The sequence below is a fragment of the Rahnella inusitata genome, assembly GCF_018288855.1.
Classification (GTDB): domain Bacteria; phylum Pseudomonadota; class Gammaproteobacteria; order Enterobacterales; family Enterobacteriaceae; genus Rahnella; species Rahnella inusitata.
This window is the reverse complement of record NZ_CP065024.1, coordinates 372,338-390,500: the sequence shown is the minus strand read 5'-3', so window position 1 is coordinate 390,500 and position 18,163 is coordinate 372,338. Positions and strand designations below refer to the sequence as shown.

General features: G+C 50.7%; 12 protein-coding genes, 1 tRNA gene and 3 rRNA genes. 11 read left to right on the top strand and 5 right to left on the bottom strand.

Going from position 1 to position 18,163, the window contains the following annotated elements; translation table 11 throughout:
* Window positions 1-91 precede the first annotated feature (91 nt).
* From I2123_RS01825 to rrf, 4 genes are all read left to right on the top strand, one after another.
* Window positions 92-1,634: ribosomal RNA gene (locus I2123_RS01825) — 16S ribosomal RNA — on the top strand.
* A gap of 143 nt (window positions 1,635-1,777) precedes the next feature.
* Window positions 1,778-1,853, top strand: a tRNA-Glu gene (locus tag I2123_RS01820).
* A 224-nt stretch (window positions 1,854-2,077) separates the two neighbouring features.
* Window positions 2,078-4,987 (top strand): 23S ribosomal RNA (locus I2123_RS01815).
* 146 nt (window positions 4,988-5,133) lie between these two features.
* Window positions 5,134-5,249, top strand: a 5S ribosomal RNA gene (gene rrf, locus I2123_RS01810).
* Together the 16S, 23S and 5S rRNA genes with 1 tRNA gene alongside form the textbook arrangement of a ribosomal RNA operon.
* Before the next feature lie 83 nt (window positions 5,250-5,332).
* On the opposite strand, the gene mobB is transcribed toward rrf, so the two are convergent.
* The gene (gene mobB, locus I2123_RS01805; protein WP_213051679.1) at window positions 5,333-5,863 is read right to left on the bottom strand and encodes a molybdopterin-guanine dinucleotide biosynthesis protein MobB; all 531 of its coding nucleotides are present in this window, start codon (window positions 5,861-5,863) and stop codon (window positions 5,333-5,335) included.
* Complete coding sequence (mobA, locus tag I2123_RS01800) at window positions 5,860-6,447, bottom strand: molybdenum cofactor guanylyltransferase MobA (RefSeq protein ID WP_213051678.1); 588 nt, start codon at window positions 6,445-6,447, stop codon at window positions 5,860-5,862. The genes mobB and mobA overlap by 4 nt, the downstream gene beginning before the upstream one ends.
* Before the next feature lie 152 nt (window positions 6,448-6,599).
* On the opposite strand from mobA, the gene I2123_RS01795 reads away from it, so the two are divergent.
* The 5 genes from I2123_RS01795 (at window position 6,600) to spfP (ending at window position 12,023) form a co-directional block, all read left to right on the top strand.
* The gene (locus tag I2123_RS01795) at window positions 6,600-6,869 is read left to right on the top strand and encodes a YihD family protein (protein ID WP_112165227.1); all 270 of its coding nucleotides are present in this window, start codon (window positions 6,600-6,602) and stop codon (window positions 6,867-6,869) included.
* A gap of 92 nt (window positions 6,870-6,961) precedes the next feature.
* Window positions 6,962-7,948, top strand: coding sequence for a serine/threonine protein kinase (locus I2123_RS01790; RefSeq protein ID WP_213051677.1), 987 nt, complete (start codon window positions 6,962-6,964; stop codon window positions 7,946-7,948).
* Between the two features lie 45 nt (window positions 7,949-7,993).
* On the top strand, window positions 7,994-8,617 hold the full coding sequence (gene dsbA, locus I2123_RS01785) for a thiol:disulfide interchange protein DsbA (RefSeq protein ID WP_056777623.1): 624 nt from the start codon (window positions 7,994-7,996) through the stop codon (window positions 8,615-8,617).
* A 389-nt stretch (window positions 8,618-9,006) separates the two neighbouring features.
* Complete coding sequence (gene polA / locus I2123_RS01780; protein WP_213051676.1) at window positions 9,007-11,811, top strand: DNA polymerase I; 2,805 nt, start codon at window positions 9,007-9,009, stop codon at window positions 11,809-11,811.
* 164 nt (window positions 11,812-11,975) lie between these two features.
* Window positions 11,976-12,023, top strand: coding sequence for a small protein SpfP (spfP, locus tag I2123_RS25855; RefSeq protein ID WP_071892919.1), 48 nt, complete (start codon window positions 11,976-11,978; stop codon window positions 12,021-12,023).
* Window positions 12,024-12,195: 172 nt separating this feature from the next.
* Here spfP and yihA read toward each other — a convergent pair whose 3' ends face one another.
* Window positions 12,196-12,840 (bottom strand): ribosome biogenesis GTP-binding protein YihA/YsxC, encoded by a 645-nt coding sequence (gene yihA / locus I2123_RS01775; protein WP_112165221.1) that lies wholly within the window; start codon window positions 12,838-12,840, stop codon window positions 12,196-12,198.
* Window positions 12,841-13,425: 585 nt separating this feature from the next.
* Here yihA and yihI point away from each other — a divergent pair.
* Complete coding sequence (gene yihI / locus I2123_RS01770) at window positions 13,426-13,980, top strand: Der GTPase-activating protein YihI (RefSeq protein ID WP_112165219.1); 555 nt, start codon at window positions 13,426-13,428, stop codon at window positions 13,978-13,980.
* Window positions 13,981-14,167: 187 nt separating this feature from the next.
* Window positions 14,168-15,541 carry an oxygen-independent coproporphyrinogen III oxidase gene (gene hemN, locus I2123_RS01765; RefSeq protein ID WP_213051675.1) on the top strand — a complete coding sequence of 458 codons (1,374 nt, stop codon included), beginning with the start codon at window positions 14,168-14,170 and terminating at the stop codon, window positions 15,539-15,541.
* 69 nt (window positions 15,542-15,610) lie between these two features.
* On the opposite strand, the gene glnG is transcribed toward hemN, so the two are convergent.
* The gene (gene glnG, locus I2123_RS01760; RefSeq protein ID WP_112165213.1) at window positions 15,611-17,023 is read right to left on the bottom strand and encodes a nitrogen regulation protein NR(I); all 1,413 of its coding nucleotides are present in this window, start codon (window positions 17,021-17,023) and stop codon (window positions 15,611-15,613) included.
* A gap of 7 nt (window positions 17,024-17,030) precedes the next feature.
* On the bottom strand, window positions 17,031-18,080 hold the full coding sequence (gene glnL, locus I2123_RS01755; RefSeq protein ID WP_112165211.1) for a nitrogen regulation protein NR(II): 1,050 nt from the start codon (window positions 18,078-18,080) through the stop codon (window positions 17,031-17,033).
* Between the last annotated feature and the right edge of the window lie 83 nt (window positions 18,081-18,163).

The following is an 18,163-nucleotide window of genomic DNA, read 5'->3' as shown; positions in this document are numbered from 1 at the left end:
TCTTAGAGTGACCAAGCAGTAATTCATTTAGTTGAATTATTACGAAGTAATCTTTGAGCACCGCTTAACTTGTTTAAGCAAATCGAACTTTTAATTGAAGAGTTTGATCATGGCTCAGATTGAACGCTGGCGGCAGGCCTAACACATGCAAGTCGAGCGGTAGCACAGGAGAGCTTGCTCTCTGGGTGACGAGCGGCGGACGGGTGAGTAATGTCTGGGAAACTGCCTGATGGAGGGGGATAACTACTGGAAACGGTAGCTAATACCGCATGACCTCGCAAGAGCAAAGTGGGGGACCTTCGGGCCTCACGCCATCGGATGTGCCCAGATGGGATTAGCTAGTAGGTGGGGTAATGGCTCACCTAGGCGACGATCCCTAGCTGGTCTGAGAGGATGACCAGCCACACTGGAACTGAGACACGGTCCAGACTCCTACGGGAGGCAGCAGTGGGGAATATTGCACAATGGGCGCAAGCCTGATGCAGCCATGCCGCGTGTGTGAAGAAGGCCTTAGGGTTGTAAAGCACTTTCAGCGAGGAGGAAGGCGTTGCAGTTAATAGCTGCAGCGATTGACGTTACTCGCAGAAGAAGCACCGGCTAACTCCGTGCCAGCAGCCGCGGTAATACGGAGGGTGCAAGCGTTAATCGGAATTACTGGGCGTAAAGCGCACGCAGGCGGTTTGTTAAGTCAGATGTGAAATCCCCGAGCTTAACTTGGGAACTGCATTTGAAACTGGCAAGCTAGAGTCTTGTAGAGGGGGGTAGAATTCCAGGTGTAGCGGTGAAATGCGTAGAGATCTGGAGGAATACCGGTGGCGAAGGCGGCCCCCTGGACAAAGACTGACGCTCAGGTGCGAAAGCGTGGGGAGCAAACAGGATTAGATACCCTGGTAGTCCACGCTGTAAACGATGTCGACTTGGAGGTTGTGCCCTTGAGGCGTGGCTTCCGGAGCTAACGCGTTAAGTCGACCGCCTGGGGAGTACGGCCGCAAGGTTAAAACTCAAATGAATTGACGGGGGCCCGCACAAGCGGTGGAGCATGTGGTTTAATTCGATGCAACGCGAAGAACCTTACCTACTCTTGACATCCACGGAATTCGCTAGAGATAGCTTAGTGCCTTCGGGAACCGTGAGACAGGTGCTGCATGGCTGTCGTCAGCTCGTGTTGTGAAATGTTGGGTTAAGTCCCGCAACGAGCGCAACCCTTATCCTTTGTTGCCAGCACGTAATGGTGGGAACTCAAAGGAGACTGCCGGTGATAAACCGGAGGAAGGTGGGGATGACGTCAAGTCATCATGGCCCTTACGAGTAGGGCTACACACGTGCTACAATGGCATATACAAAGAGAAGCAAACTCGCGAGAGCAAGCGGACCTCATAAAGTATGTCGTAGTCCGGATTGGAGTCTGCAACTCGACTCCATGAAGTCGGAATCGCTAGTAATCGTAGATCAGAATGCTACGGTGAATACGTTCCCGGGCCTTGTACACACCGCCCGTCACACCATGGGAGTGGGTTGCAAAAGAAGTAGGTAGCTTAACCTTCGGGAGGGCGCTTACCACTTTGTGATTCATGACTGGGGTGAAGTCGTAACAAGGTAACCGTAGGGGAACCTGCGGTTGGATCACCTCCTTACCTAAAGATACGCATTGTGCAGTGTCCACACAGATTGTCTGATGAAATTAATGAGCAAGAGCACCTGTTGATGCGGTAAGGGAGACCTTACGCTGATGCGAAAAGTGCCAAGCCCTTTTGGGGGTCTGGTGCGGATTTTTCGTGTCCCCATCGTCTAGAGGCCTAGGACACTGCCCTTTCACGGCTGTAACAGGGGTTCGAATCCCCTTGGGGACGCCACTCCGATAATGTGTGAAAGACATTATCACCGAATATCTTAAAGATGACTTTAACGAGTCGTGTTTAAGATATTGCTCTTTAACAATCTGGAACAAGCTGAAAATTGAAACATTACAGCTGAACATCACTCTCCGTAGAAGTACTGAGTGATGATTTTGTCTGTAATAGAGTCTCTCAAATAATCGCAATGCGACGATGTCTTTTAAGACACCTTCGGGTTGTGAGGTTAAGCGACTAAGCGTACACGGTGGATGCCTAGGCAGTCAGAGGCGATGAAGGGCGTGCTAATCTGCGAAAAGCGTCGGTAAGGTGATATGAACCGTTATAACCGACGATACCCGAATGGGGAAACCCAGTGTGTTTCGACACACTATTGCATGGTGAATACATAGCCATGCAAGGCGAACCGGGGGAACTGAAACATCTAAGTACCCCGAGGAAAAGAAATCAACCGAGATTCCCCCAGTAGCGGCGAGCGAACGGGGAAGAGCCCAGAACCTGAATCAGTTTGTGCATTAGTGGAAGCGTCTGGAAAGTCGCACAGTATAGGGTGATAGTCCCGTACACAAAAATGCACTTATTGTGAGTTCGATGAGTAGGGCGGGACACGTGACATCCTGTCTGAATATGGGGGGACCATCCTCCAAGGCTAAATACTCCTGACTGACCGATAGTGAACCAGTACCGTGAGGGAAAGGCGAAAAGAACCCCGGCGAGGGGAGTGAAATAGAACCTGAAACCGTGTACGTACAAGCAGTGGGAGCCTACTTTGTTGGGTGACTGCGTACCTTTTGTATAATGGGTCAGCGACTTATATTTTGTAGCAAGGTTAACCGAATAGGGGAGCCGTAGGGAAACCGAGTCTTAACTGGGCGTCAAGTTGCAAGGTATAGACCCGAAACCCGGTGATCTAGCCATGGGCAGGTTGAAGGTTGGGTAACACTAACTGGAGGACCGAACCGACTAATGTTGAAAAATTAGCGGATGACTTGTGGCTGGGGGTGAAAGGCCAATCAAACCGGGAGATAGCTGGTTCTCCCCGAAAGCTATTTAGGTAGCGCCTCGTGAACTCATCTTCGGGGGTAGAGCACTGTTTCGACTAGGGGGCCATCCCGGCTTACCAACTCGATGCAAACTCCGAATACCGAAGAATGTTATCACGGGAGACACACGGCGGGTGCTAACGTCCGTCGTGAAGAGGGAAACAACCCAGACCGCCAGCTAAGGTCCCAAAGTCATGGTTAAGTGGGAAACGATGTGGGAAGGCATAGACAGCCAGGATGTTGGCTTAGAAGCAGCCATCATTTAAAGAAAGCGTAATAGCTCACTGGTCGAGTCGGCCTGCGCGGAAGATGTAACGGGGCTAAACCATGCACCGAAGCTGCGGCAGCGACGCTTAGGCGTTGTTGGGTAGGGGAGCGTTCTGTAAGCCGTCGAAGGTGTCCTGTGAGGGGTGCTGGAGGTATCAGAAGTGCGAATGCTGACATAAGTAACGATAATGCGGGTGAAAAACCCGCACGCCGGAAGACCAAGGGTTCCTGTCCAACGTTAATCGGGGCAGGGTGAGTCGACCCCTAAGGCGAGGCTGAAAAGCGTAGTCGATGGGAAGCTGGTTAATATTCCAGCACTTGGTGTTACTGCGAAGGGGGGACGGAGAAGGCTAGGCTAGCCGGGCGACGGTTGTCCCGGTTCAAGCGTGTAGGGGGTGTGACTTGGTAAATCCGGTTACATATTCAACCCTGAGGCGTGATAACGAGCCACTACGGTGGTGAAGTAGTTGATGCCATGCTTCCAGGAAAAGCCTCTAAGCTCCAGGTAACACGAAATCGTACCCCAAACCGACACAGGTGGTCAGGTAGAGAATACTCAGGCGCTTGAGAGAACTCGGGTGAAGGAACTAGGCAAAATGGTGCCGTAACTTCGGGAGAAGGCACGCTGGCGCGTAGGTGAAGAGACTTGCTCTCGGAGCCGAAGCCAGTCGCAGATACCAGCTGGCTGCAACTGTTTAATAAAAACACAGCACTGTGCAAACACGAAAGTGGACGTATACGGTGTGACGCCTGCCCGGTGCCGGAAGGTTAATTGATGGGGTTAGCAGCAATGCGAAGCTCTTGATCGAAGCCCCGGTAAACGGCGGCCGTAACTATAACGGTCCTAAGGTAGCGAAATTCCTTGTCGGGTAAGTTCCGACCTGCACGAATGGCGTAATGATGGCCAGGCTGTCTCCACCCGAGACTCAGTGAAATTGAACTCGCTGTGAAGATGCAGTGTACCCGCGGCAAGACGGAAAGACCCCGTGAACCTTTACTATAGCTTGACACTGAACATTGAGCCTTGATGTGTAGGATAGGTGGGAGGCTTTGAAGCGTGGACGCCAGTCTGCGTGGAGCCAACCTTGAAATACCACCCTTTAATGTTTGATGTTCTAACTCGGCCCCGTGATCCGGGGTGAGGACAGTGTCTGGTGGGTAGTTTGACTGGGGCGGTCTCCTCCTAAAGAGTAACGGAGGAGCACGAAGGTTAGCTAATCACGGTCGGACATCGTGAGGTTAGTGCAATGGCATAAGCTAGCTTGACTGCGAGAGTGACGGCTCGAGCAGGTACGAAAGTAGGTCATAGTGATCCGGTGGTTCTGAATGGAAGGGCCATCGCTCAACGGATAAAAGGTACTCCGGGGATAACAGGCTGATACCGCCCAAGAGTTCATATCGACGGCGGTGTTTGGCACCTCGATGTCGGCTCATCACATCCTGGGGCTGAAGTAGGTCCCAAGGGTACGGCTGTTCGCCGTTTAAAGTGGTACGCGAGCTGGGTTTAGAACGTCGTGAGACAGTTCGGTCCCTATCTGCCGTGGGCGTTGGAAGATTGAGAGGGGCTGCTCCTAGTACGAGAGGACCGGAGTGGACGCATCACTGGTGTTCGGGTTGTCATGCCAATGGCATTGCCCGGTAGCTAAATGCGGAAAAGATAAGCGCTGAAAGCATCTAAGCGCGAAACTTGCCTCGAGATGAGTCTTCCCTGTGGCTTTAAGCCACCTGAAGGGACGTTTAAGACTAAGACGTTGATAGGCTGGGTGTGTAAGTGCAGCGATGCATTGAGCTAACCAGTACTAATGACCCGAGAGGCTTAACCTTACAACACCAAAGGTGTTTTGATTAGAGTGACTCTGCTGCGCGCGAGCGTGGTGAAGTAGATTTTCAGCGACGTTCCGAGATTGGTTCGTATGGCGAGGCGTTGTGAGAAATCACGGTGCGTGGCGGTATGGATGAAACAGAATTTGCCTGGCGGCACTAGCGCGGTGGTCCCACCTGACCCCATGCCGAACTCAGAAGTGAAACGCCGTAGCGCCGATGGTAGTGTGGGGTCTCCCCATGCGAGAGTAGGGAACTGCCAGGCATCAAACAAGTGGAAAGCCCTGTACTGACGTACAGGGCTTTTTGCTGTCTGGGATTTGGTGAAAACTGGCAAATAAAGACATTCTATTTGTTCTGGTTTCCGAGCCATGTGACGATAAATTCTCCGATTTCATCGATCTTATTAAGATCAAGTAACGTAATTGATTCCAAGACGAGTGGCGGCAAACGATTACTGGCCACGGCGATGACATGAGAATCAATCAGACCCTCTAAAGATCTGCCGTTTTCCTTTCTGTGCAGCACAATTTTGTCGATTTCTTCGTGTTTAAATCCTTCGACTAAAACCATATCCAGATTACTACGATCAAAACGCGATGCCAGATACCCCAGATCAGGAGCTTCCTGCTGTGGTGTTTCTGTCATTAAAGCCCATCGATGACTGCTGGCGACCATCGTCTGGTCCGCTCCTGCCTTTCTTAGCTCAAAACTGTCTTTACCGGGCGTATCAACGTCAACTGCATGATGAGTATGCTTTATCAGCCCGATGCGAATACCGCGCTGTCTGAGATAAGGAATTAGCTGTTTCAGTAATGTTGTTTTACCTGTTCCGCTGTACGCAACTATGCCAAGCAGTGGGATATCCGTTTTGTTCATTGTGGATGCCCTGTCTGGCTGTTCTGCCAAAGTAAAACATCTCCCTGAGTATTGAGATTGGAGAACTGTGACGCATCGTGAAAAAGAACGGGTTTGGCATCAATATTATCGAAAAAAATCATCACTTTCCGATCGCCATTTTCCAGGTATGTTTTTAATGTCGGGATAAGGCTACGGTTTAGCAGACAAAGAGTAGGGTGTTCCCGCACAGCATCCCGCGCATAGGCGGCTTGCTGGCCTGCAATTTCCGCCAGAAAAGCATCTGCTAAGTTGTCTGGGAATCCGGGGACATCACAAGGCACGAACAACACCCATTCTGTTTTGCTTACTGTTAAAGCGGCCAACATGCCGGCGAGCGGGCCGGAGAAATTCTGAATAAGATCAGGGACTGTCCGGAACTCTTTGCCGTACTGTTCAGTGTTCTGGTTGCAGCTGATCAGGATCTCTCCCACCTGCGGACGAAGCCTCTCAGCGATGTGTTCAAAGAGGGGCTTGCCGTTGGCCTTAACCAGCCCCTTATCCTCTCCCATTCTGCTCGACCGGCCACCAGATAAAATGACGCCGGTAATACAATTGCGCTCCATGATATTCCCCTGCAAAAGTCTCAGTATTCTGGTCATTGTAACGTCTTACTTCCAACCCAAGCAGGTTTAACTTTGCTGCAATAAGCTTGTTCTTTCCCTGAGGAAATAACCCTGTTATTTTTAAGGTCTGATACATATGGAAAGAGAACATCATGAAAGAACATCGCGTAAACGAGTTGATTGAGTTATTACACCCGGCATGGAAAGAAGACTGCGACCTTAACCTGATGGAGTTTATTCAGAAACTGGCGGGAGAGAGCGGATATCAGGGTCCCTTAGCGGAATTGAGCGACGATACCTTGATTTATCACCTTAAAATGCGTGGTACTGACAGCTCAGCGGAAATCCCTGGTCTGAAGAAAGACTATGAGGATGATTTTAAAACGGCACTTTTGCGTGCCCGCGGTGTGATTAAAGATTGATGTAAACTTATGTGAACTTCATGCGAACCGCGAAAAATAGATGATACTATTTCCCATTGTCATTTTTCTGCGCGGCCAATCCGAATGAAGTTATGAATAATTCAGCTTTCAATTTTCAGGCATTGTCGCCGGATCTTATCCTTGATGCGCTAGAGAGTGTCGGCCTGCGTGCAGAGTCCGGCCTCACTGCCTTAAACAGCTATGAGAATCGGGTATATCAGTTTCTCTGCGAAGACAGAAAACGCTATGTGGTGAAGTTCTATCGTCCGGAACGCTGGACTGAAGAGCAGATTCATGAAGAGCACCGTTTTTCACACGATATGTCTGAGGCTGAAATACCTGCAGTAGCCCCGCTTGCCATCAATGAAAACACATTACATCATCATCAGGGTTACATGTTTACCGTGTTTCCCAGCGTGGGTGGCCGCCAGTATGAAATCGATAACCTCGACCAGCTGGAGTGGGTTGGGCGTTTCCTGGGCCGTATTCATCAGGTAGGCAGAGAAAGTCTCTTTGCTGCCCGCCCGACGATGGGTCTTGATGAATATTTTGCGCAACCGCTTGAAGTACTTGCAAAATGTCCATTGATCCCCAAAAGCCTGCGTGAGCCTTTCTTACAGGCAACAGATAATCTGATCAACACGACAAAAGAGTATTGGCATACTGACTGGCAGCCGCTGCGCCTGCATGGCGATTGTCATCCGGGTAATATTCTCTGGCGTGATGGCCCGCTTTTTGTCGATATGGATGATGCGCGCAATGGCCCCGCGATACAGGATCTCTGGATGTTACTTCACGGTGATCAGAGCGAACAGCGCCTTCAGCTGGATGTTTTGCTGGAAGCGTATGAAGAATTCGCTGATTTTGATGCCCGCGAACTGACATTAATTGAACCGCTGCGTGCGATGCGCATGGTCTATTATCTGGCCTGGGTTGCTCGTCGCTGGGAAGATCCTGCGTTTCCTAAAAGTTTTCCGTGGATGACGGACGAAGACTTTTGGCGAGGTCAGATTGCTGCGTTTAATGAGCAAATTAAGAAACTAAAGGCACCTCCTTTGCAGTTGATGCCTATGTATTGAGTCATGATTAACGTCGAAATTTAATTAATTGGAGATAGGCTTTATATGAAAAAGATATTCCTGGCACTGGTTGGTATGGTTATGGCCTTCAGTGTATCTGCGGCACAATTTTCAGATGGTGCACAGTACGTTACTTTAGATAAAACCGTTGCTAATGAGCCACAGGTACTCGAGTTTTTCTCATTTTATTGCCCACACTGTTATCAGTTTGAACAAGTCTGGCATGTATCTGACAGCATCCGTAAGAACCTGCCTAAAGATGTTAAATATACCAAATACCACGTTGAATTCCTGGGCCCGTTAGGTAAGCAATTAACACAGGCGTGGGCTGTGGCCATCGCGCTGGGCGTAGAAGATAAAGTCAGCCCGTTGATGTTTGATGCCGTGCAGAAGCAACAGTCTGTGCAGAATGCTGATGATATTCGTAAAGTCTTTATTCAGGCCGGTGTGAAAGGCGAAGATTACGATGCCGCACTGAACAGCTTTGTGGTGAAATCTCTGGTTGTACAACAAGAGAAAGCCGCCGCTGACCTGGGTCTGCAAGGCGTTCCCTCTGTATTTGTAAATGGCAAATATATGGTGAAAAACGACGGTCTTGATACCAGTTCTATGGATATGTATGTCAAACAATATTCAGATGTGATCAATTTCCTGGCGACCAAAAAATAAGAATTCATCATCCCAATGCCAGCTAAGTAGCTGGCATTATATCCTCCAAAAATGGATGTTTTAAGTTAGGAAAAAACCTGCAATATAAATGATTTTAATTATGTTCCACTTCCAATGAATATTACTATCCACAATAGCTATTAAGTTTCTATTACATCAATCTTTCATGTTAAAACGCGATAACCTGATGATAGCAGTACTTAAAATTAGAGATGATTTTCTCACCACCCTCAACTAATCATTTCCTATAAAAACTATTCACAAACTTATCCACAGGATGATCCTTCGAGATCCCCCGCAAGTTTGCAATGAATTTCCTTCGCAAGGTTCGTCTTTCCCGCCGGCTATGGCATCCTTAGGGCATGTCTGATCACGAATAAAGAAGAGTTATGGCCCAGATAGCAGAAAACCCATTGATCCTGGTAGACGGTTCGTCCTACCTCTACCGCGCTTACCATGCGTTTCCCCCGTTGACCAACTCCCAGGGTGAACCGACGGGCGCGATGTACGGCGTGCTGAACATGTTGCGCAGTTTGTTGCTGCAATACACGCCGAGCCATGTTGCTGTGGTGTTTGACGCGAAAGGCAAAACCTTCCGTGATGAACTCTTTGATCAGTACAAATCTCACCGTCCCCCAATGCCTGACGATCTGCGTTCGCAAATTGAACCCCTGCATCAGATGGTGAAAGCGATGGGATTACCGTTGCTGGTGGTGTCAGGCGTAGAAGCGGACGACGTGATTGGCACACTGGCACTCGAAGCTGAGAAGGCGGGTCATGCCGTGCTGATAAGTACCGGCGACAAAGACATGGCGCAGCTGGTCACGCCGGGTGTGACGCTGATTAACACCATGAACAACGCGATCCTCGGGCCTGATGAAGTCGTTGAAAAATATGGCGTGCCCCCGGAACTGATTATCGATTTTCTGGCCCTGATGGGTGATTCCTCGGACAACATTCCGGGTGTGCCGGGCGTTGGCGAAAAAACTGCGCAGGCACTATTACAGGGGATTGGTGGACTCGATGCGTTGTATGCCGACCTTGATAAGATTTCTACATTAAGCTTCCGTGGTTCTAAAACTATGGCGGCGAAACTGGCTGATAATAAAGACGTTGCTTACCTCTCTTACCAGCTGGCAACGATCAAAACTGACGTCAAACTGGATGTGACTTGTGCCGAGCTGACAGTCTCCGAACCGGACGCCGATGAACTTCATCAGCTGTTTGGCCGTTATGAGTTCAAGCGCTGGCTGACCGATGTTGAATCCGGCACCTGGCTGAGCGGTAAAAAATCAGCTGCAAAAGTGACATCTTCTGCCAAGAAAGGCTCACTCGCTGCAGATATGCCTGCGGCTGAACCCGTCGAGCGTAATCAGCTTACTCAGGACGGTTACGTCACTATTCTCGATCAGGACACGCTTGATCAGTGGATCGGCTACCTGAAAGCCTCTGAAGTTTTCGCATTCGATACTGAAACCGATGGCCTGGATACTCTGACGGCTAATCTGATTGGGTTATCTTTCGCGACTGAAGCGGGTAAAGCGGCTTATCTTCCCGTCGCGCATGATTATCTGGATGCACCGACGCAGCTGGATCGCACTGATGTACTGAAACAACTCAAGCCTTTGCTGGAAGATGAGAAGCAGTTGAAAGTCGGACAAAACCTGAAATTCGATCGCGGCATCCTGCTGCGCTATGACATCGAAATGAAAGGAATTGCGTTTGATACCATGCTCGAATCTTACGTGCTCGACAGTGTCTCAGGTCGTCATGATATGGACAGCCTGGCAGACCGTTATCTGGGCCATAAAACGGTCGGTTTTGAAGAAATCGCCGGCAAAGGTAAAAACCAGCTGACTTTCAACCAGATCGCGCTTGAACAGGCTGCGCCGTATGCAGCGGAAGATGCCGATGTCACGCTACAACTGCATCAGACTCTCTGGCCGCGTATTCAGGAAAGCGAATCACTGAAGAAAGTATTCACCGATATCGAAATGCCGCTGGTGCCGGTTCTGTCTCACATTGAGCGTACTGGTGTCCTGATAGACCAGCATATTTTAGCTGCGCATTCCAAAGAACTGGCCATCCGCCTGAATGAACTGGAAAACAAAGCGCATGAGCTGGCGGAAGAACCTTTTAACCTGTCGTCGACTAAGCAGTTGCAGGCCATTTTGTATGAAAAACAAAAGCTGCCGATACTGAAGAAAACGCCGGGTGGAGCACCTTCAACAAATGAAGAGGTGCTGGCTGAACTGGCGCTGGATTATCCACTGCCGAAAGTCATTCTGGAGTATCGCGGTCTGGCGAAGCTGAAATCGACGTACACCGACAAACTGCCGTTGATGATCAATCCGCAGTCTGGCCGCGTGCACACGTCTTATCATCAGGCTGTCACAGCGACCGGACGCCTGTCATCCAGTGATCCAAACTTGCAAAACATTCCGGTGCGTAACGATGAAGGCCGTCGCATCCGTCAGGCTTTTATTGCACCGAAAGATTACTGCATTCTGGCTGCTGACTACTCGCAAATCGAATTGCGCATCATGGCGCATTTATCGAAAGATGAGGGGCTGCTGAAAGCCTTTGCGGAAGGTAAAGATATTCACCGGGCTACAGCGGCTGAAGTCTTTGGCACACCGCTGGAGAGCGTCACCGGCGAGCAGCGCCGTAGTGCGAAGGCCATCAACTTCGGCCTGATTTACGGCATGAGCGCATTTGGTCTTTCGCGCCAGTTGAACATTCCGCGTAAAGAATCCCAGCGTTATATGGATCTCTATTTTGAACGCTATCCGGGCGTTCTCCAATATATGGAACGCACGCGGACGCAGGCTTCTGAACAAGGCTATGTTGAAACGCTTGACGGTCGCCGCTTGTATCTGCCGGATATTAAATCCAGCAACGCCATGCGTCGTAAGGGTGCCGAGCGCGCCGCAATCAATGCCCCAATGCAGGGAACGGCTGCTGACATCATCAAGCGAGCGATGATAAAGGTCGCGGACTGGCTGAAACAACCAGATGCCCCGCGTGCCCGCATCATTATGCAAGTACACGATGAATTGGTTTTTGAGGTTCATAATGACGACGTTGAGGCCGCAAGTGAGAAAATCCGCGATCTGATGGAATCAAGCATGGAACTGGCCGTTCCGTTGAAAGTGGATGTAGGTACTGGCGAGAATTGGGATCAGGCTCACTAAGTGGATAGTTATTAAGCTTTTTTTGTAATTAAGCTACAGGATTATAGGTTCAGACCATGAAGGTGATCGCATAATCCTCAATTATTGTGTAAGTAAACTACAAAAAGTTCTTTTTCCCCGTCATGAAATAGGGTAAAGTTTCTCTCGTAGGGTACAGAGGTAAGATGTTCTATCTTTCAGACCTTTTACTTCACGTAATCGGATTTGGCTGAATATTTTAGCCGCCCCAGGCATTTATGTCTGGGGCGTTTTTTATTGTGCTTTTATCAGGATAACTGGCCGGTTTTGATGTTGAATTCAGTCAGCAAGTGGAAAAGTGCAAAAAAAAACGGACGACCCGATGGCCGCCCGTGATGTTCTTTACTTACAGTTTTTGTCTGCGGCTCATTCGCCGGAAAGTTCATCTTCCAACACTTCTGGCGGAATTTCATTGAACCAGGTGTTCAGCTTGTCATTGAGTTTGTCCACACCCATCTTCTTCGGCGAAGAGAACGCTTCGACCTGGATGTCACCCATAAATTCTTTTACGGCTTCACGGACCATTTTGACTTGTGCCTGACGTGCGCCCGAGGCCAGTTTGTCAGCCTTGGTCAGCAGCAACATCACTGGCGTACCCACATCAACAGCCCACTGAATCATCTGCTGATCGAGATCTTTAAGCGGGTGACGGATATCCATCAACACCACCAGCCCTTTCAGCGAATTACGCATTTGCAGGTATTCGCCCAGCGAACGCTGCCATTTGCGTTTCATTTCTTCCGGGACTTGCGCATAGCCATAACCCGGAAGATCGACCAGACGAATACCTGGCTCCACTTCAAACAAGTTAATTAATTGCGTACGGCCAGGGGTTTTACTGATTCGCGCCAGGCTTTTCTGCTGGGTCAGCGTATTCAGCGCACTGGATTTGCCGGCGTTTGAACGACCAGCAAATGCGACTTCAATGCCTGCGTCACTCGGCAGATGCCGGATATCCGGGGCGCTCAGGACGAAATGGGTCATATGATAGTTGTAAGTTTGGCTGGTCAAAACGTGCGTCTCCGTGAGGCTTGTGTATCTGGCTGACTGGCGATTATAACTGCAACTGCGCCCGGATACGTTCAGTGTTTTTACAATCCGAATGATGATGCGAAGGGACCACAGAGATGAAGGCGGGGGAAAATGGCCTTCATGATGTAAGACATTTGCTATTCATAATGCGGGTTATTGCGCTTATTGGGTCGCCAAATTTTTTAATTCACTTTAGATTCAATGCGATAAAAATAAAGCACTGGCTGGAAGCATAAGACGACAGGGCAGTATCTTGAGCCTTTGCGGCGATAGGGTAAAGTATTTCTTACGCAATGAAGGCAAGAATGGAAACATGGACGATAAGAGCCTTCAGGGAATACAGGAAATGCAGGGCGCTTTAAGGATGAACGGGGCGGGAGGCCCTGAAAGGCAAAGGAAAAACCGGGACGTTGACGCTATACAGGGAAAGTGTTTGATGAATATCCTTCGCACGAAGGAAAGAAAAAGGCAGCAAGGTCCACTTGCTGCCTTTTTTCTTTGTTCGCTTTCTGCTAGATTCCGCCGCAAATCTATACTAAATGTACACACCTAAGAGCAGAAGCCATGAAACAGCCAGCGAAAGCCCCGCGCGCCAATACCGCGACAGCTAAACCGAAGAGAAAAAAGAATCGCGTCGAGCTCGATATTGAAGCGCGTGAACGCAAGCGTGACAACCGCCGCCGCGGCCGTAAGGCAGGTTCCCGTGCGAACCCGGATGCAAACCAAAACCAAAGCGGTGCAGCGGCGAAGAAAACCGATCCGCGCATCGGCAGTAAAAAAGCAGTGCCATTGATCGTTGAAACCGTCATGAACAATGCACCGAAAGCGAAGAAAGTCGCACAGCCAGTGCAAGACCCGAAACCAAAAATGACGCCGGAAGAAGAACTGACGTTGCTGGAAAATGATCAGCGTCTGGATGGTTTGCTGGATCTTATTGATGACGGCAAAGCACTGAGCGCCGAAGATCAGGCATATGTTGATCAGACTCTGGATCGCATCGACGTTCTGATGGAATTGCTGGGTATCGAACTTGGCGATGACGAAGATGATGAAGAAGAAGAAAAGAACGAAGACATGATGCAGCTGCTCAAGCGTGGGAACCCGACAGACGGTTTCTAAGCCATGAGCTGGGTCATTCCGGCAATAGCCTTACTCTTTGCATGTTATCTGCTTTGGTTATTCGGTAAACTATGGCGGTTATCGAAAACCAAAGCACGTTTGCGCAGAGCGACCTTTGCACGGCAGGCCAAAAGCCTGCCGGTAAGGCGAACCGGTAGCATCCGACGCCGGAAGGAGTGAGTCACCCATGTCAGAACAGACAACCGTCTGGGATTTAGCGCTGATCCAGAAGTACAACTACTCGGGTCCGCGATACACATCCTACCCAACAGCACTTGAATTCAGCGAAAGCTACGACGATGCAGCCTTTGAAAAAGCCGCTGCCCGTTATCCCGAGCGTTCCCTCTCGCTTTATGTGCACATTCCGTTCTGCCATAAGCTCTGCTACTTCTGTGGCTGTAATAAGCTGGTCACCCGTCAGCAGCACAAAGCCGAAGAATACCTGAACGTACTCGAGAAAGAGATCCGCCACCGTGCGCCGCTCTTTAAGGGCCGTCACGTCAGTCAACTCCATTGGGGCGGTGGTACTCCAACTTATCTGACTAAAGCCCAGATAAGCCGTCTGATGGCCCTTCTGCGTGAACATTTCACTCTCCTGCCGGATGCAGAGATGTCGCTGGAGCTTGATCCGCGTGAAATCGAGCTGGATGTGCTGGATCACCTGCGCAACGAAGGCTTCAATCGTCTGAGCATGGGCGTGCAGGATTTCAACAAAGAAGTACAGCGTCTGGTAAATCGTGAGCAGGACGAAGACTTCATTTTTGCTTTGATCGAACGCGCGCGCGCGCTGGGTTTTAACTCGACCAATATCGATCTCATTTACGGCCTGCCAAAACAAACAGCCGAAAGTTTTGCCTATACGCTGCAACGCGTTGCAGCGCTGAACCCCGATCGCCTTAGCGTATTCAACTATGCGCATATGCCCAATCTTTTCGCCGCTCAACGCAAAATCAAAGATGCAGATTTGCCCGGTGCGAAAGAGAAACTGAAAATCTTGCAGGAAACCATCAGTTCACTGACAGAATCCGGTTACCGTTTTATCGGGATGGATCACTTTGCCCGCCCGAATGACGAACTGGCGATTGCGCAGCGCGAAGGCAAATTGCACCGCAATTTTCAGGGCTACACCACGCAGGGCGACAGTGATTTGCTTGGCATGGGCGTTTCCGCGATCAGCATGCTGGGTGATACCTATGCGCAAAACGAGAAAGACCTGAAAACTTATTACGCGCGGGTTGAAGGGCAGGGAAATGCACTCTGGCGGGGGCTGGAGATGACCCACGATGACTGCCTGCGCCGTGATGTGATCAAAGCACTGATCTGCCATTTCGAACTGGATTTTGCAGATATCGAGAAACGTTACGGTATTGAGTTCAATGAGTACTTTGCCGAAGACTTAGCGTTGCTGGTGCCGCTGGTGGAAGACGGACTGGTGGAGGTGAGCAAGAAACATATTCAGGTCACGCCGCGCGGACGTCTGTTGATCCGCAATATTTGCATGTGTTTTGATATCTATTTACGCCGCCAGGTCCGTCAGCAGCAATTCTCCCGCGTGATCTGACCGGCGAACTCAGCGTTTCCCCAAACAAAAACAGCCGCTTTTGCGGCTGTTTTGCTTTTCACACGGGTGTTATTCCATGCCCAGTTCTTTGAGTTTACGTGTCAGGGTATTACGCCCCCAGCCCAGTAAACGAGCGGCTTCCTGCTTGTGCCCTTGCGTATGGCGCAGCGCCGTGGTCAGCAAAGTACGTTCCATTTCAGGCTGTGCTTCTGACAACAGGTTTTGATGACCGGAACGCAGCGCGCGATCCGCCCACTGTGCCAGCAGCGTTGCCCAACTGTCTGGCAAACTCTGTCCGCCCGCTTCGGGCGCCGAGGTTTCAAACAGCTCGCTCGGCAAGTCCTGAATCAGCACTTCCTGACCGGCCGCCATCACGGTTAACCAGCGACAGGTGTTCTCCAGCTGGCGCACGTTACCTTGCCACGGCAGACGCGTCAGCGCAGTTTCTGTTTCCGGATGCAAGTTCTTCGCTTCTACGCCCAGCTCCTTCGCGGCAACTTGCAGGAAGTAGCGTGCCAGACGCGGAATATCTTCACGACGTTCACGCAGCGGTGGCAAATGCACGCGGATCACATTCAGACGGTGGAATAAATCCTCACGGAATTTGCCTTCCTGAACCCGAAGTTCCAGATTCTGGTGAGTCGCTGCGATGATTCGCACATCGACTTTCACCGGCGCATAGCCACCGACGCGATAGAACTGACCGTCTGCCAGCACGCGCAGCAGGCGGGTTTGTACGTCGAGCGGCATATCGCCAATCTCATCGAGGAACAGCGTGCCGTTGTCGGCCTGCTCAAAACGCCCCTGACGAACAGTATTCGCGCCAGTAAATGCGCCTTTCTCGTGGCCGAACAGTTCCGACTCGATCAGGTCTTTCGGGATTGCCGCCATATTCAACGCGATAAAAGGGGCTTTAGCGCGCGGGCTGTGGCGGTGAAGAGCATGCGCCACCAGTTCTTTACCGGTGCCTGATTCTCCGTTGATCAGCACACTGATCGACGAGCGGGACAGACGGCCAATGATGCGGAAAACATCCTGCATGGCTGGCGCTTCGCCAATAATGTCAGCCGTCGGACCGCTGGCGGGCTGCGTGCGGGCCGGTTGTTGTTGTTCCTGATAATGACTGATGGCGCGTTCTACCAGCGCTACGGCTTCATCAATGTCGAAGGGTTTTGGCAGATAATCAAACGCGCCTTGCTGATATGCACTGACGGCAGCATCGAGATCGGAATGCGCGGTCATTATGATGACCGGAAGCATCGGATGGCGCTGTTTAATCTGTTTCAGCAGCGCTAAACCGTCCATGCCGGGCATGCGAATATCTGATAACAATACGTCAGGGGTTTGAGTCGCAATGGCTTCCAGCACGTCATTACCGCTTTCAAACGTAGTGCAGTGTAAACCTGCCCCAGTGAGCGCACGTTCAAGTACCCAGCGGATGGAGCTATCGTCATCGACGATCCAGACTATCCCTCGTTGCATAAGAACCTCACTGGCGAATAGGCAGGAAAACCGAGAATTCGGTGTGTCCTGGCCAACTGTTAAATTCAACTTTACCCGAATGCTGATCAATCAAACTGCGCGCGATGGACAGGCCCAAACCTGTGCCTCCCTCGCGGCCACTGACCATGGGGTAAAAAAGGGTGTCCTGCAAATGGGCCGGTACGCCGGGGCCGTCATCTTCAATATCGATACGGGCCGCCAGACGATAACGCACGCCATGTAACGTGATCTGGAAAGCAGTGCGCGTACGCAGTGTAATTGTGCCGCCTTCCTCCCCGAGTGCCTGCAGAGCATTGCGGGTGATGTTCAACAAAATCTGTTCAATCTGATCGGGATCGTGCGCCAGTTCTGGCAGGCTCGGGTCGTAGTCCCTCACCAACTGAACATTATCCGGCTTCTCCATCGACACCAGCTGGCAAACACGTTCTGCAACCTGATGAATGCTTTGTGTCACGTGCTGGCTTGGGCGCTGTGGCCCCAGTAAACGATCTACCAGATTACGCAGGCGGTCGGCCTGCTCAATAATGACTTTGGTGTATTCCAGGAGCGCCGGATCAGGGAGCGCTCTGGATAACAACTGAGCTGCGCCACGCAATCCACCGAGCGGATTTTTAATTTCATGCGCCAGACCGCGGATCAAATCACGCGCGGCAACTTGTTGAGCATGTTGCAATTGTTCCTGGCTCAGCTTGCGCTGATTATCCATTGGGGCCAGTTCCACCAGAATGAAACCTTCTGGCAGCATCTGGGCGGTCAGTGACAGCACATGCGCGCGGCCATCCACCACCAGAGTGACTTCGCTGTCTGTAAAGCCCTGTCCGGCCGTCAGACTTTCACGCATCAACTCGATATTCAGCGAAAAATATCCCACCAGCTCTGGCAAAGGTGTGCCAAAAAGTTTGCGGGAACTTTGCGCCAGCAGCTGCTGAGCCGCCGGATTGGCGTAATGCACCGCCAAATCGTCGTCCAACAACAGAACGCTGTTGATTAAGGAATTCAGGATCTGCCCAGCATCGGGCAGTTTGCCAGTTGCCATACCGCAGTCTCCCGCACCGGATGGGTGCATTTTATCTCGTTACCCGGCAGATTCACGGGTCAGAGGGGTTGAGCAGGAAAGAG